The organism is Methanobacterium spitsbergense (assembly GCF_019931065.1).
Taxonomy (GTDB): domain Archaea; phylum Methanobacteriota; class Methanobacteria; order Methanobacteriales; family Methanobacteriaceae; genus Methanobacterium_B; species Methanobacterium_B spitsbergense.
Genome location: NZ_JAIOUQ010000003.1, coordinates 332,263 through 348,789 on the forward strand (window position 1 = coordinate 332,263; position 16,527 = coordinate 348,789).

At 34.0% G+C, this 16,527-nt stretch carries 14 protein-coding genes; 9 read left to right on the plus strand and 5 right to left on the minus strand.

The features are described from left to right. Positions 1-118: 118 nt before the first annotated feature. The 3 genes from glyA to K8N75_RS02950 all read left to right on the plus strand — a co-directional run bounded on the left by glyA (position 119) and on the right by K8N75_RS02950 (position 2,688). Entirely contained in the window at positions 119-1,387 is a 1,269-nt protein-coding gene (gene glyA, locus K8N75_RS02940) for a serine hydroxymethyltransferase (RefSeq protein ID WP_048191948.1), read from the plus strand. A 42-nt stretch (positions 1,388-1,429) separates the two neighbouring features. Continuing rightward, complete coding sequence (locus K8N75_RS02945) at positions 1,430-2,119, plus strand: dihydromethanopterin reductase (acceptor) (protein ID WP_223790636.1); 690 nt, start codon at positions 1,430-1,432, stop codon at positions 2,117-2,119. Between the two features lie 179 nt (positions 2,120-2,298). Further along, positions 2,299-2,688, plus strand: coding sequence for a HEAT repeat domain-containing protein (locus tag K8N75_RS02950; RefSeq protein WP_223790637.1), 390 nt, complete (start codon positions 2,299-2,301; stop codon positions 2,686-2,688). 42 nt (positions 2,689-2,730) lie between these two features. Here the strand turns inward: K8N75_RS02950 and K8N75_RS02955 are convergent, their stop codons facing one another. From K8N75_RS02955 to K8N75_RS02970, 4 genes are all read right to left on the minus strand, one after another. Next, the gene (locus tag K8N75_RS02955; RefSeq protein WP_223790638.1) at positions 2,731-3,054 is read right to left on the minus strand and encodes a hypothetical protein; all 324 of its coding nucleotides are present in this window, start codon (positions 3,052-3,054) and stop codon (positions 2,731-2,733) included. 103 nt (positions 3,055-3,157) lie between these two features. Then, positions 3,158-4,006, minus strand: a complete 849-nt coding sequence (locus tag K8N75_RS02960; RefSeq protein ID WP_223790639.1) for a metallophosphoesterase — start codon at positions 4,004-4,006, stop codon at positions 3,158-3,160. A gap of 83 nt (positions 4,007-4,089) precedes the next feature. After that, positions 4,090-4,380, minus strand: coding sequence for a DUF5750 family protein (locus K8N75_RS02965; protein ID WP_223790640.1), 291 nt, complete (start codon positions 4,378-4,380; stop codon positions 4,090-4,092). A 56-nt stretch (positions 4,381-4,436) separates the two neighbouring features. After that, positions 4,437-4,766, minus strand: coding sequence for a DUF192 domain-containing protein (locus tag K8N75_RS02970; protein WP_223790641.1), 330 nt, complete (start codon positions 4,764-4,766; stop codon positions 4,437-4,439). Between the two features lie 839 nt (positions 4,767-5,605). On the opposite strand from K8N75_RS02970, the gene K8N75_RS02975 reads away from it, so the two are divergent. The 6 genes from K8N75_RS02975 (at position 5,606) to K8N75_RS03000 (ending at position 15,333) form a co-directional block, all read left to right on the plus strand. Further along, positions 5,606-6,163 carry a hypothetical protein gene (locus tag K8N75_RS02975; protein ID WP_223790642.1) on the plus strand — a complete coding sequence of 186 codons (558 nt, stop codon included), beginning with the start codon at positions 5,606-5,608 and terminating at the stop codon, positions 6,161-6,163. 628 nt (positions 6,164-6,791) lie between these two features. After that, positions 6,792-7,997, plus strand: a complete 1,206-nt coding sequence (locus tag K8N75_RS02980; protein WP_223790643.1) for a methionine adenosyltransferase — start codon at positions 6,792-6,794, stop codon at positions 7,995-7,997. A gap of 260 nt (positions 7,998-8,257) precedes the next feature. After that, entirely contained in the window at positions 8,258-11,467 is a 3,210-nt protein-coding gene (ileS, locus tag K8N75_RS02985) for an isoleucine--tRNA ligase (RefSeq protein ID WP_223790644.1), read from the plus strand. A gap of 122 nt (positions 11,468-11,589) precedes the next feature. Then, positions 11,590-13,743 (plus strand): phosphoribosylformylglycinamidine synthase subunit PurL, encoded by a 2,154-nt coding sequence (purL, locus tag K8N75_RS02990; RefSeq protein ID WP_223790645.1) that lies wholly within the window; start codon positions 11,590-11,592, stop codon positions 13,741-13,743. Positions 13,744-13,747: 4 nt separating this feature from the next. Then, complete coding sequence (locus K8N75_RS02995; RefSeq protein ID WP_223790646.1) at positions 13,748-14,308, plus strand: diacylglycerol/polyprenol kinase family protein; 561 nt, start codon at positions 13,748-13,750, stop codon at positions 14,306-14,308. Further along, the gene (locus tag K8N75_RS03000) at positions 14,305-15,333 is read left to right on the plus strand and encodes a hypothetical protein (RefSeq protein WP_223790967.1); all 1,029 of its coding nucleotides are present in this window, start codon (positions 14,305-14,307) and stop codon (positions 15,331-15,333) included. The genes K8N75_RS02995 and K8N75_RS03000 overlap by 4 nt, the downstream gene beginning before the upstream one ends. Positions 15,334-15,372: 39 nt before the next feature. Here K8N75_RS03000 and K8N75_RS03005 read toward each other — a convergent pair whose 3' ends face one another. Beyond that, positions 15,373-16,509, minus strand: a complete 1,137-nt coding sequence (locus K8N75_RS03005; protein WP_223790647.1) for an ABC transporter permease — start codon at positions 16,507-16,509, stop codon at positions 15,373-15,375. Between the last annotated feature and the right edge of the window lie 18 nt (positions 16,510-16,527).

The following is a 16,527-nucleotide window of genomic DNA, read 5'->3' on the forward strand; positions in this document are numbered from 1 at the left end:
AATTTTTATAATTTTGTATAGCTATGCTGCTTTTTTTTGAAAGTATTTATAGTGATTCATTTTATACAATAGATCAATACACCCTAAAACTAATAAATGTTTATCTGGAGGATATTTAATGTTTAAAAACGAAGAATACGCTCTAAAAATTAAAGAAATTACAAAAGAGCACCATAATTGGATGGAAAATAGTATAAATCTTATTGCAAGTGAAAATATAACAAGCACCAGTGTCAGGGAGGCTTTAGCTTCAGATCTATCTCATAGATATGCAGAAGGTCTTTCTGGTTGTAGACTCTACGAAGGCTGCAAGTATGTTGACGAGATAGAAGATATAACTGTGAAACTTTCAAAAAAGATTTTTAAAGCAGAACATGCTAATGTTCAGCCAATATCAGGCGTTGTAGCTAATATGGCATCGTTCTTTGCTCTCGCAAAACACGGCGACTCTATGATGGCTCTTGAGGTTCCTGTGGGTGGACATATCAGCCATGCAAATGTCAGCGCTGCAGGAATACGAGGATTAAAAATAGCCCCCCATCCATTTGATGAAACAAAAATGAATATCGATGCGGATGCTATGAAAAAGGATATAATCGAGAAAAAGCCAAAAATAGTACTCTTAGGTGGCAGTTTATTTCTGTTCCCACATCCAGTAGAAGACGCTAGAGAAGCAGCAGATGAAGTGGGCGCAAAGGTAATGTACGATGGTGCACATGTTCTTGGTTTGATAGCAGGAGGATATTTCCAGGACCCTCTTAGGGAAGGTGCAGATCTTCTTGTAGGAAGTACACATAAAACTTTTCCAGGACCACAAGGAGGTATAATCCTCTGTAAGGAAGATATAGCGCACAAAATAGATGATGCAGTCTTCCCGGGAGTTGTAAGTAACCATCATCTCCATCATCTTGCAGCACTAGGAATAGCTACATCAGAAATGCTCGAATTTGGTAGTGCTTATGCCAAACAAATAATCAAAAATGCACAGGCACTTGCACAGGAACTATACTCTCTTGGATTTAATGTACTTTGTGAAGATCAAGGATTCACTGAGTCCCATCAGCTAGCAATGGATGTATCAAATGTTGGAAGAGCAGCTAAACTTGCAAAGGACCTTGAATCAAACAACATAATTCTCAACAAGAATCTATTCCCATGGGACGATGTAAACCGCTCAGATGATCCATCGGGTATCCGTATTGGAACACAAGAAATAACCAGACGTGGATTAAAAGAGAAAAATATGTCAGAAGTGGCAGAATTCATTAAAAGAGTTGCAATTGATGGAGAAAATGTTAAACAAGAAGTTACAGAATTTATAAAACAACATAATAAAGTGCATTATGCATTCAAAGAAGATGAAGCATACAATTATGTTGACTTCTAAGAATTTTAACATCCTTTTTTTTAGACCTATAGGAGAAGTAATATGAGAATTGCCTGGGGAATTACAGGAGCAGGACATCTACTAAAAGAAAGCGTAAACATATTGGTTGAACTTTCAAAGACACATGAAGTTACGATACTACTTTCAGGTGCTGGTGAAGAAGTTCTTAAAATGTATGGCCTTTTTGAAACAGTTAAAAAGTTAACTGGAGGTAAATATAGGGAACTTGTACTTGAAGCTGATCAACACGCTAGTTTCCCAATGACCGGGCGTTTTTCATTAGGGACATACGATATTCTCGTTGTTTCTCCTACAACTTCTAATACCATTGGGAAAATTGTTAATGGTATAGCAGATACCCTAATTACTAATGCAGTTGCGCAATCAGGTAAAGGAATGGTTAAAACCTACATTATCCCTGTTGATATGGAATCTGGTGACCTTCAAACCGTTTTACCATCAAAACTAGAACTTGACACATGCCAGGATTGTGAAATATGTGAAGCAGCTGCAGCCTGCCCAAGTAATGCAATTACTCCAGGTGTGGAAATAAACCTCTTGAAATGTGAGGGCTGCGGTGCTTGTCAAGTTGCCTGTTCATTTGGAGCTGTAACCGGAGGTAAACTCATCACCATACATATGAGGGATATTGATATCCAAAACACTGCAAAATTAAGTGAAATTGAAGGAATAAATGTATTGAATCACCCATCAGATTTGAACATCATTTAATTTTAAGCTTCTTTTTTTGAATACTACAATTTTGGCTATTATATCCGGTTTATTTCACTTTTAAATCCTAATCATGCTCTTATTGAAAATATAAAATTACTAATGGATCTTCAATACATAAAATAGATTGGAAATCCTAATATCAAATTTTTTAATACATTCAATAAAGGAGTGATTAAATGTCAAACGGTAAAAGAATAGATTTTCTTGTGGATGAACTCCAAAATGATGATTGGATTGTTCGAGAAGATGCTGCAGAACTTCTTGCAGAAATTGGAGATCCTGAAGCTGTTGAACCACTCATAAAATCATTGGATGATGACGATTGGCATGTTAAGGAAGCTGCTGCCCTTTCACTGGCAATTTTCGCAGATTCTCGGGCTGTTGACCCGTTAATTCATCTCATGAAAGATGAAAAGGCAAGTGTGCGTTATGCAGCAGCTTTAGGATTAGCATCCATAGCAGACGAAAGAGCATTAAAAGTTCTTAAAAAAGCTATTGAAGATGATAACCCCATAGTAAGAAAGGTGGCAAAGCTGGGAATTGACGCAATTGAAAAGAAAGAATAAATAAATTCTTTTTGTAATTAATTCAAATTATAAAAATCAATGTTAGTATTTAACACTATAACTAATGTACATAAATAAAATACCTAGAAGTGCCCATACAACGGAGTTCAAAGTTGATATGCCTAATTGTGAGAATTCAATTCCTACAATCCCTGCTATGAATAAAAATATTCCTGCAGCATAAAGCACAATCTTTCTAACCCTCGTGCCATAGCCAATTGCTAGAAACACTGCTCCAAGGACTGCCCATACTACTGATGTAAAGAGTGTAAAACCTAACTGAGGTAAAATAATTCCCAGAATCCCAGATATAAGTAGGAATAGGCCCGCAATGTAGAGTACTATCTTAGTTGTTTGTTTTTTCATAAAATTCCTCTTACTTTAATGTATTTATATTTTCTTGTTTAATAATTAAAAATAAATTATTTTGGTTTTGTTACATCCCAAAATACTCAATTTATATGATATATTAAGAACTTTGGAGCGTCATTATGGTAATTTCAGGTGGACAGTTTATTCGAATCCAAAAAACATTGGTTCCAAGACCTCTGTTAGTATACTGAATCATATCTCCAACTTTATATTCTCCCAACGGATATTTTTTGAATTGAGAACCTCTGAATGGTGTTCCTAATCCTGGAATAATCATTTGGCCGCCATGAGAATGTCCTGAAAGTTGTACACAAAATCTTCCTGTTGCTGAACTTTCATCAGCAAAATCTGGTTCGTGTGCTAGTAAAATTGCAGGTCCTGATTTTGGAAGTTTTTTTAACACTGCATTTAAATCATGCTTTTCCAAGGTGATACTGTCTACTCCAGCTATGTGAAGCATGGCATCTTCACGTTTTATGGTGTAAACATCGTTTTCAAGTTCTATGATCTTACTTTCATCCATTACCCTACGAATATCTTCGGCACCTATCCAATGGTCATGATTTCCAAGCACAGCCACAGTTGCATCTTTTGGATTAAGATTTTTGAGAAATCTTAACATGTCTAGAACCGCCTCATTCACCACATATGAAACAGAATCCCCCGTTATAGCAACAATATCAGGGTTCTGTTTATTTACAAGATTTACTACACCTTCAATACGTTTGGCAGATATCCACTGTCCCAAATGTATGTCACTAATATGTACTATTCGATAGCCATTAAAAATAGGGTCAAGATCGGGTATTGTTACATTTAAGGGTACAATTTCAAAGTCCCTTGCATCAAATTCATGTATTCCAAGTACATCCCTGAAACCAGACATAGCAATCTGCATTTTTTGACGTAACATCAGGGCCCTGAGGTTAGAATGAGTTTCTTTCATAGTTTTTTCATTTAAATATTGTAAAATGATTAAATTTCTATTGATTATGAATTTTAAATATAAATTAGAATTTTAATGTTTATTTAAATGATATCTAAGTCTTCATCCTCTAGAAGGCTAGTTAAATAAACTGTCATTTCTATCTCTTCACGTGCAATGAAATCTTCGATCCGTAATTGAGCATCAGCACTCCCCAATGGGAAATATTTCTCTTCGAAATGGGTTGTAATAAACATATCTCCATTTTTTAACTCTATATCCCCTTCAACATTACCTCGAAGCTTTTCCTGATCTTCTGGGTCTATTCCAGTAACCTTATAGATAATATAATAATCGTTAGAATCTGAACCATAATCAAATATTTCCACTTTCATAACTGGACCTCCAACATTTTGTATTAATATTTGTTGATGCGATCTCATGTATTTTTTTATATACAATCACTTGTGAAATCCAGTTCATCGCCAATATCAAGGTCAAATTTGTTAATTGTACCTTTTTCCATTTCAATAACGTATCTCGCAGGTACGATCGGCGTGTAAGTCTTCCAAGGTTCAATTGATATCATATCAACCACTTTTTTGTTAGAATCAGTAAATAATATATCAAGTGGGAATCTCATGAAAAACATATGAATGGCAGAACCCCACCTGCTCCTGGTGTTTGGTAGTTTAAGTATAAGACCCCTTTCAAGATCTCGCCTGAACATTAACCCCATGAACCTTGACATAAAGGTGTTAGCAATATCAAATTTGCCCAAATTAGTTCCCTTACTTTTATTTACTAAAACAACGTATTTCATAGCTTTACACCCATATTTTATCGTGTTTATATTATGGTTTAATAATAATGGAATATTAGTTTTGTCTAGTTTTATTTAGATTCCAATGAAATTTTTGGTTTTGAGAATATCATAAATATTAAAATTCTTGGATATTACAATATTTTCATCAAATTTATTCTATAATATAATGTAACGGATCATTGATAATTCATTAACTATATAGTTAATTTAATTTTTACATGATCCTTCCATATAAATTCATTATGGACCATTTCAATTACTCATTATATGAACATTATAATGTATATGTTTTAATCCCAATTGTTTTTTTTATCACAAAGCGTTTGGTATTCCCCCTATCAAATGAATGTTTACTTAGAGAAAACCTCCATTAAACAAACAACATACTTGAGGGTTATTATACAAATACACTTAATACATTTGTTGAAAAACATAATTTTAAAGTAAAAAAAATGAGTGTTGTACAGACTACATTATAGCAAAAAGATTTTAGTTCATCAGCATTATTTCAATCTAAGAACGAAACAATTAAATGGGAATCTATTTGGTCTTGAAAAGAGGTTAAACAAATTTGTTTTTTAAAAAAAACATGAATCTTTAAAACATTAACAAATAAAATATTAAGATGAGAATTTTATGGATACCTAACCGACCTCCTTATCCAATAACATATTAGTATAATAATTCAAAAAAAGGCCCATACAGAAGTTTTTTACAAAAATTATCAATTTTTACATTTCAACAACACATATAAACTAATTATAGTTCGAGATAAATATAAGGTCGTTATGATTATGAAAAATAATTTAATAGTTATTATGGTTTTTGTTTTGTGTTTAGGCGGTTTTATTGTTGGTATGACAATTAGTACAAATTTAAATAATAGCATGATATTAAATAGTAAAACAAATGATTTAGAGGCAAGTGATATCGGAATTACCACTTTAAATGGTTTTAAGGGAGTATCAAATAGTTTTGAAAATCAGGAAAATATAAAATATGATCTTAATGTAGACGGCACAGAAGCCGTAAAAGAAGTTAATAGAAAAAATAGTCATAATAACATTACTAATACTAACAATACCACTAAATTGCGCCCTGTATATATCACTTGTGATAATATATACAATAAAAAATCAGATACCGATAGAATACAACAACTAAGCCAAATATTGAAAAAGAAAGGTTTAAAAGTAGTGAATTATGGGTTAGGTCCGAATTTTCATTATACTGTCCTAAAAGATAGTAATGTACCCAAGAATGCCTTAATTGTTAATGTATATGGTGGAGTTTGTGCAGGCACAATATGGGAAATGAATACTAAATCTTATACAATATTACCGAAGCAATAGAAGCGTATTTTCAGTCTGGATAAAAATAAATATTGATAAGATTGAGTTTTTACGTAGGGCACCTGACGATAATTTTACACCATTATATAAAACGCCCGGAGGATTACCTGATGCATATGATGTTAATCAAAATGGGATAATTGAACCTGGTCAACCAAAAAGGGAAGACGGTTTAAAAAACCCTGCAAGATACTTAAAATCTTGGGGTTATCACTACATCTATATGCCGCAAATAGATTTAAACAAACTAGCAGAAAGAATATATCAAGAGGCCAAACTATAAAAAAATTGTGGATGTTTTAATTCTTCATCTTTTATTAAATTATAACCATCTCATTTTATTAATCAATCGGATTAACAGTAATTCATAGATTTTTATAAAATTTGCAAAATTTTGATATATATATACAAATTTGTTGGTTTGTTACTCTCACTAGTTAAAAAATAGTTAATCATGGATCATTTTTTATATCAGTTATTTCAAATGCCATACAGTAACACTATCTTAAAGTATATGTTAATTATTGTTGTTGTTACCCCAATAAAAAGTAAATATAATTATTTTATTAACATATCTCTAAGGAGATAGTTTTAACTCACTGATTAATATTAATATGGGAGGCCATTTATGAGGAACATCATTGTAAAAGAGCTTATTCAAAAACCTATTGAAGAGCAAGAAGTCGAGATAGTAGAAAGAAAGGGTATAGGTCACCCTGACAGTATAAGCGATGGGATAGCAGAATCAGTAAGTAGAGCATTATGCCATGCTTACCTGGAAAATTTTGGTGGAATTCTGCATCATAACACAGACGAAGTCCAGATAACTGCAGGAGAATCTGATCCACATTTCGGTGGTGGGGAGATTATCAAACCTATAGACATACTTCTAACAGGCCGTGGAGTCTCAGAATTTGAAGGTAAGAAAGTAGGTATAGACAGAATTGCAATAATGGCTGCTAAAGAATATTTAAAAGAAAATATTATTAACTTAGACGTTGAAAGTACAGCAGTCGTAGAATGTAAGATTGGTCATGGTTCAGGAGACCTTGTTGATGTTTTCAAAAGGGATGGAATGCCATCATCCAATGACACATCATTTGGTGTAGGATTCGCACCATTTTCAGAGACAGAAAAAATAGTTCTAGCAACAGAAGAACTGTTAAACTCTAGAAGCTTTAAAAAGAAATACCCTCAGGTTGGAGAGGATATAAAGGTTATGGGGCTCCGTGAAGATAATAAAATAGTTTTAACAACCGCAGTAGCAATGGTTTCAAAATATGTCGATGGAAGAGACACATACCTAAATGTTAAGGACGAACTAACAGATATAATAACAGATCTTGCTCTGAAACAAACAGACAGGGAAGTTGAGACCTTCATAAATACTGGTGACGATAATTCCTGCGAGTCAGAAAAGGGTTATTACTTAACTGTAACTGGTACCTCAGCAGAAATGGGTGATGATGGCTCTGTTGGAAGAGGTAACAGGGCAAATGGACTTATAACCCCTAACAGACCAATGTCTATGGAAGCAACATCAGGTAAAAATCCAATAAACCACGTCGGTAAAATTTACAATCTTTTATCAAATAAAATGGCAGAGGATATAACAAGAGAAATAGAAGGAATCCAACAGATCCATATTATGATCTTAAGTCAGATTGGAAAACCTATTGATCATCCTAAAGCTGCAAGCGCACAGATAATTGTTAACGACGGTTACAACATCGAATCTGTAAACAAGGATGTTGAAGGAATAATGGACAACTGGCTTGAAAACATTGGGAAAATCACGGAAATGATGGTTGAAGGTAAAATTAGAACATTCTAATTCTATCAAGTAAGGATCTCATTAAAATTTGAAATCTTCCCTATTTTTTATTCTTATGGGAGATATGTAGAGTTTTAACGATCCTTACCACGATTAACTTTATTATTTTCTTTTATTTCAATTTTGAATTATTTCATAATGAGTTTTCAAATTATTTTTATAGAAATTCCATTCTTAAATGTAATTAAACTATTTTATATACCTAAAACAAACTTTAGATCAATTCACCATAACTGAAAATCATAAAGGAGAGAATCATTATGCCGATAGAGGAGGCAAAACGCTCATACGAATCAAGAATCATTGAAGAGAAGGTGCAGAAGTTCTGGAATACTAGGGATATTTACGAAAGAACCAAAAAATTGAGGGAAAATAAGCCCAAATATTCATTCTTAGATGGACCTCCCTACTGCAGCGGTAGAATACATCTTGGAACAGCGTGGAATAAAATTATCAAAGATACTTATCTTCGTTATAAGAGCATGTCTGGTTTTAACATACGCAGACAGGCCGGATGGGACACACATGGACTTCCAATCGAACATAAAGTTGAAGGACTATTAGGTTTGAAGAGTAAGAAGGAAATTGAGGAAAAAATAGGTATCGAAAACTTTGTAAATAAGTGTAAGGATTTTGCAATAGAAAACAAAGGACTAATGACTGAACAATTCAAACTTCTGGGTATTTGGATGGATTGGGATAATCCTTACGTTACACTTGATACCAAATATATGGAATCATGCTGGTGGACTCTTAAAAGAGCCAATGAAAAAGATTTACTAATAAATGATAAAAGAGTCATCACATGGTGCCCTAGATGTGAAACAGCCCTTGCAATGGCAGAGATTGATTACGAAAATAAGGATGACCCATCTATTTATGTTAAATTCCCACTCAAGGATCAAGAAAGTAATGAATATACAAGTTACATTCTAGTGTGGACAACAACACCATGGACTCTTCCAGCAAACATGGCCGTATGTGTAAACCCTGATTTCGAATACGCTTATGTAAAAGTTGGAAATGATGTCTATATAATGGCAGAGGCATTGGTAGAATCAGTTTTAAATGAAAATACTGATGATCATGAAGAATGTACAGAAAGTCATAGCCAAGAAAAGAATAAAACTTATGAAATTTTAAAAATCGTTAAGGGATCAGATCTGGAGGGCCTAGAATATAAACATCCACTTTTAGATGAAATACCTGTTCAAAAAGAATTTAAACATATAATACTACCAGGAGAACATGTTACATTAACAGAAGGTACTGGATGTGTGCACACTGCCCCAGGACACGGACCAGATGATTTTGAAATTGGAAAAAAATATGGACTTAATATATTCTGCCCAGTGGATGAAGCAGGATTGTTTACAGAAGATGCAGGGAAATATTACGGTCAATTTGTTAAGGACGCTGATCTCAATATCATAGAAGATATTAAAACCCATCATCTCTTGTTTAGAGAAAGTATAATCAATCACAGGTACGGGTTCTGTTGGAGATGTAAAACACCAATTATCTATCTTGCAACAAAACAATGGTTTTTGAAGATTACAGAAGTGAAAGAACAAATGCTTTCAGAACTCGAAAAAGTGGAATGGGTTCCATCATGGGCCGGTGAAAACCGTTTCAAAAACTGGGTAGAAAATGCCCGAGACTGGACTATTTCAAGACAAAGATACTGGGGAATACCAATACCAATTTGGGAATGCGTTGAATGTAAAGAAATTACTGTTATAGGTTCAATAAAAGAGTTAAAAGAACTTTCTGCAGAAGGAGAACTCAAGGGAGACTTTATCCATAGGCCGCACGTTGACGAGATAATTATCCATTGTAAGTGCGGTGGAGAAATGAAAAGGATTCCTGATGTTTTGGATGTTTGGATAGATTCCGGGGTTGCAGGTTGGGCAGCTTTACACTATCCTGAAGAGAAAGATCTTTTTGAGGAATGGTATCCATACGACTTCATTACAGAAGGTCATGATCAAACAAGAGGATGGTTCTACTCTCAACTAGGCTGTGGAGTCATAGCAAACGACAGTACCCCTTACAAAAAGGTACTTATGCACGGATTCACCCTTGATGAAGAGGGGAAAAAGATGAGCAAATCCCTTGGAAACGTTGTTGAGCCAGAAGAAGTAGTAGAACTTTATGGTGCAGATGTTCTCAGATTTTATCTTTTATGGGGTAATAAACCATGGGAAGACCTTAAATTTAATTGGGATGAATTGAAAAATGTAAACAAAATGTTTAACATATTGTGGAATGTCTACGTCTTTTCAACCACATATATGTCAATAGACAATTTTGATCCCACAGAACACACCGAAGAAGATCTTAAACTACGCGTAGAGGATTTATGGATGACATCACGGGCAAATTCTCTTGCAATGGAAGTAACAGAATCTTTAGATTCACTTCATTTCCACAAGGCAACCCGCGCAATAAACAACTTTATACTCGAAGATCTTAGTCGCTGGTACATAAGACTCATAAGGGGACGTACATGGATAGAAAAAGACGATCCCGATAAGTTAGGTGCATATTATACATTATATAATGCCTTAAAAATCTTAATAAAAACCATGGCACCAATTGCACCACATATAACAGAGGATATGTATCAAAATTTGATAAGAAGTGTTGAAACAGATGCCCCAGAGAGCCTGCACATGCTTGATTGGAGTTTTGACAAAGAACTCATAGACAAAGAACTTGAATCTAATATGGAAATTTTACGAAAAATAATTGAAGCCTGTGCAAGAGCACGTGATGCTGCTCGCTACAAGCTTAGATGGCCTGTACGAGAAATTGTAATTGTATCTGAAGATAAAAATGTGTTGAATGCAGCTCAATCCCTCAAAAATGTTTTGATGGAACAGGCAAATACCAAAACTGTGGTTTCTTCTAATAAATTCGAAAATTTAACTGTAAAAGCATTACCAAACATGAAAACCCTAGGTCCTAAGCTTAGACAGGACGTACCAAAGGTTGCATCCAAATTAGCTGAAGCAAATGGTGATGTGATCATCAGAAAATTAGATTCTGAAGGATGTTTTATTGTAGAATTTGATGATAAAACAATTGAACTTGGTGTTGAAGATATTGTGTTTGAAACAGAATTACCTGAGAATATTGCAAGCTCTGACTTTGACGGAGGAAATGTTTTCATTGATATAGAATTAACTCCAGAAATACTTTCTGAAGCTATGTCACGTGAACTTATAAGAAGGATTCAAGATATGAGAAAAGATCTTGACCTTGATGTTGAAGCAAATGTAGAAGTGGTTTTAGAATGTAGCCAAGATTTTAAACATCTAATAGAAAACTTCACTGAATTTATATCGCATGAGGTAAGGGCCACAAACTTCTATTTTGGATCTAAAAAGGGAGATTATACTAAAGATTGGAAGATAGAAGACTACCAACTAAAAATTACCATCAATAAAACTATAAACACAGAATGAAATGGATATTGAATAAAATATTAATATCCTAGAATCTTTCATTACTATTCTAGGTTATGGAATACTATAACAAATAAGTGAAACATACTATATAAAAAAACTGCATTTCCAAATGTGATAATATGACTTTAACAGACGCAGAAATTGAATATATTAAGAATAAAATAGGAAGAGAACCTAATTCGCTCGAAAATGGAATGCTAGACATAATGTTCTCGGAACACTGCTCATATAAAAGTAGCAGACCTATACTGAGACTTTTCCCCACCGAGGGAGATAATGTCATAATGGGTCCTGGAGACGATGCAGGTATTGTTGGACTTACAGATGAGCTTGCTCTGGTTATAGGGATGGAAAGTCATAACCATCCATCTGCAATTGAACCATATGGAGGGGCAGGTACAGGCATAGGTGGAATAATAAGAGATATAATCTCAATGGGCGCCGTACCTGTTGCATTATTAGACTCTCTTCGTTTTGGTTATCTTGAAGACCAAAGATCTAGGTATCTATTTGAATATGTAGTTAAAGGAATATCCGACTATGGAAACCGAGTTGGCATACCAACTGTTGGTGGAGAAGTAGAATTTGACAACAATTTCCAGTACAATCCACTTGTAAACGTTGTATGTGCAGGAATAGTTCGAAGAGATTCGATAATGAAGGGAATCGCACCTAATGTAGGGGATGTTTTCGTTCTAATGGGTGGTAGAACCGGAAGAGATGGAATACATGGAGTCACATTTGCATCTGAAGAACTTACAACCACATCTGAATTGGAAAGCAGACCCGCAGTACAGATAGGAGATCCATTCACTAAAAAACAGGTAATGGAAGCAACATTTGAAGCTCTTGAAAGTGTTAAAATACAAGGTTTAAAGGATCTGGGTGGTGGAGGAATTACTTGTTGTATTTCAGAACTAGCAGCAAAATGTGGAAATGGTGCAAAAGTAGAAATAACAAAAATTCCACTACGTGAAAAAGGGATGACCCCTTATGAAATAATGTTATCAGAATCCCAGGAGAGGATGATTTTTGTTGTTCATCCTGAAGATGTTGATAAACTAATGGCAATTTTTAATAAATATGAACTCCCTGCAGCAGTTGTTGGTGAGGTGATTGAAAGTGATCAGTTCTTAACAACAATTGATGGGGATGTTATTGCAGATGTTCCTGCTGAACTACTTGCAGACCCTCCATTTATTAACAGGGAAATGAAAAAACCATTAGAAAATCAGGGATATATTAAAGTTGAAGACATTAATCCAAAGGAAGCGTTACTAAAATTGTTGTCTTCAGAGAATATTGCAAGTAAAGAATGGGTTTATCGACAGTACGATCATGAGGTCCAGATAGGAACAATTATAAAACCCGGAGATGATGCTGCGGTTATACGTGTAGATGAAAACACTGCATTTGCAATTACCTCCGATTGTAATAGTATACACACAAAACTCGATCCTTTCCATGGTGGAGCAGGTTCAGTTGCTGAAGCAATACGGAATGTTATATCCATGGGTGCAGATCCTATATGTATAGTTGATTGTCTGAACTTTGGGAACCCCGAGAAACCAGAGGTTTTATGGCAGTTTAATGAATGTGTTAAAGGAATGTCCGAAGTTGCCAAGCATTTTAATACTCCTGTGATCAGCGGTAATGTTAGCTTTTATAATGAAACAGAAGGGGTGACTGTTAACCCTTCACCTGTTATTGGTGTAGCAGGAAAAATGGATATAAAAGATATTAGAACTTCTGAATTTAAGAACGAAGGAGATATAATTATTATGATTGGTACTACCCGTCCGGAAGTTGATGGTTCAGAATATCACAGATCAATTTATGGTCTTGTTCAAGGAAAAGCACCAGAAGTTGTAATTGAAGAGGAATATTTAGCCGGAAGATCTATTCTTGAAATTATAAAAAACGATGCTGATAATAATATCACTGCTGTTCATGACTGTTCTTCTGGTGGTCTTGGAGTGGCTATCTCGGAAATGGCAATTTCAAGCGGATTAGGGGCAGTTATTGATTTATTAAAAGTGCCTGTTAAAGAAGATATCGATGTTTCAACCACTCTTTTCTCAGAATCCCATGGCAGATATTTGATAACTGTCAAGAAAAATGCAATTGAAGATGTTCTTTCCAAAATAAATGTTCCATCATCGATAATTGGAGAAGTCAGAGGAAATAATCTTACTGTAACTGATTCATTTAGTATACCTGTTGAAGAACTAAAAAAATCTTATAATGGAATTATAGAAAAATTCATGGCTTGATGTTATGGATAGGGAAGTATTGAGGCAGCTAATTCATGCATCAGGAATTTTCATACTAGTTTTAGGTTTATTTTTAAACCCTACAGTACTGATACTTCTGTGTATGATTCTAATTATCTGCGCTGAAATGATATTCATACTGGACAAATATCGCCATATTCCCTTTTTTTCAACAATATTGGGCAGATGTAAAAGAAGAGATGATGAAAGGGGTTTTTTATACTTCTTTATAGGTATCATACTTACCCTTTATTTCTTCGGTTTTAATATGGCAATTGCTAGTTCAGGGATATTAATGCTTTTAATTGGAGATTCTGCATCAACTCTTATTGGTAGGAAATATGGGAAGCATAAACTGCCTTTTAATAATTCAAAAACTGTCGAAGGAAGCCTTGCATTTTTTATTGTTGGATTATTAAGTGCATTAACTTTGCTTCCAATAGTTCCCTCAATGGTTGGAGCACTGGTTGGAACTTTAACAGAAGCTTACAGCCCAATTGATGATAATATTCCCATACCTATTATTTCAGCTTTAGCTATTACTGTGGTGATATATTGGATATGAAAATTAATTTGAACTATTTGAATGTAATTGGAATCATAATGATACTTTTCAGTATCCTCATTTTCACAACAAGATTTTTAGATCATTTTATATTAAATATTACATACCCATTCCTTGAAGGGTCATCAGACGGCAAATCTGTTCTTCTATTTGGTATTATGGGCAGTATTTTACTTTTATATCCGTTGTTCAATTTTAATGGAAGGATAATGCAGAAAATTTCCAGTTTACATCCTATTTTCAAGGGCGATGGAAACAAATATCTTAAATTAGTTATTGTTGTTGTTCTTTTAACCTATATACTTGGGATCATGATTGAAATAATCATCAGACTCAAACTTGGCATTTCCATCTTCACAACATTCGTTGCAATGGACCCCAGCCCTGCAAGCACCAGCATTACACACAGCCATGTATTTAAATCAGTTTTAGGAGATTTAATCAGTTTATTAGGAATACATGTGCCTGGCGATATACACACTGGAAGCTCATTAATACACTACACATCCCCCTTTTCATTCATTGTGTTGATAACTTTTCCACTAACCTACTTATTAGGTTTAATATCATTGAATCAAAGAAAAAATCGTTACAAAGTTATTCTTGCATTTGCAATTACCACAACACTCATTGGAATGCTTGATGGTGGGCTATTTTCAACACCTGCTCTAATTGGGCTTTCAGGTCTTTTTGGAGTTTTAGCCATTAAACAACCCTTTTCACTCAAGAATCTTGTTAAACCTAGTTTTTTAATAATACTTCTGATTATATTGAGGATATCAATAGGGATTATAGGAACTACTGTTGAATATCATGAAGTAACGTTTATTGATGAAAAAAGTCCAGTAGATCTAAATGGATATAATGTATTAAACATAAACTATGTAGGAAATGAAACCATTGTAAAGATATCCACAGATCGATCAGATAAAACAATTTTGGCAGACATGGTGAATAGATCTAAAGGAAATGTCTCAGGAATCACTCTATCATGGAATATATTCTCATGGGCAATTAAAAATTAATTAAAAAAAACTGAATATTTATTATAAATATTTTTTTGATTAAAGTCTAATTGCTCTTTCTCGCCTGAAATATCTCACAGTAACTGCAAATATCAAAAGCGATATTAACATGGTTGGCAGTGCTGATAGAATAATATTTGGATTTATATTGGGTGTGGATGCTAATTTCACCATTATAACTGTGGGTATGTAGTTTAAGATAGGTGCGAAGTAAGATGCCTTTATAAAAAGAGGCATAAATAATATGAATGTTGCAAACACCAATACTATGGTTATAGCAGAATTTGCTTCCTTTGTACTATCAACAAACATAGAAATTAGAATTCCAATACCAATGAACCCCAAACCAATGAAAAATAGCAATATAAACATTAAAATTGGATTATAAATTGGAACTTTGAGTAGATCAAGAAGAACAATCCAGAGAACACTTTGAATGAGAGAGAATAACAATATTGGCAATGTTTTTCCAAGCATTACAACTGAACTTGAAATGGGAGTCATAAGAAGAACTTCGAATGTTTTTCTTTCTCTTTCACCAACTATGCTATCTGTTACAATATTACTTGCTAGGAAAAATGGCAACAATAAAATAAACGGAATAATGAATCCATACATTATTTCTACGAAATAAGAACTGTTAAGAGCTAAACTTGCTTTATTATTCTCATTAATATTTACTATTTGAAGATTAACAGGGTTCAAAATTTGCTGTATCTGTGTGGTGTTCAAACCAGATGAAGAAAGTTTTTTCTGAAGCTGATACTCATTTACTGCAGTGTTTATTTTAGTTGAAACAATAGGATAGAACACATTCGAAGTATCTGCCTTTACTGTTACATTTTGTCCATTTGGATTCAGATCCACAATCGCCACAAGAGGATGCCCAAGGAAACTTTGGGCGTCGCTGATGTTGTTGTAATAAATGAGTTCAAGTTTTTGATTAACAAGATCTGTTTCGAGTACTGAACCCCTTATACTATCGGGAACTCCCACCTTAAGAACAGATGAAACACCATATTGATCAATTAGAGTAGGATCAGATGCAATAGAACTAGCAACAGCAAGACCGAATGCACCTAACAGTATAAATACCTGAACAAAAACCACCAACAGATATATTTTATTTTTCAATATATCATTACCTTCTTTGCTCGCTAGGGTAGTTAATTTCATTTATATTCGTCCTGAAAT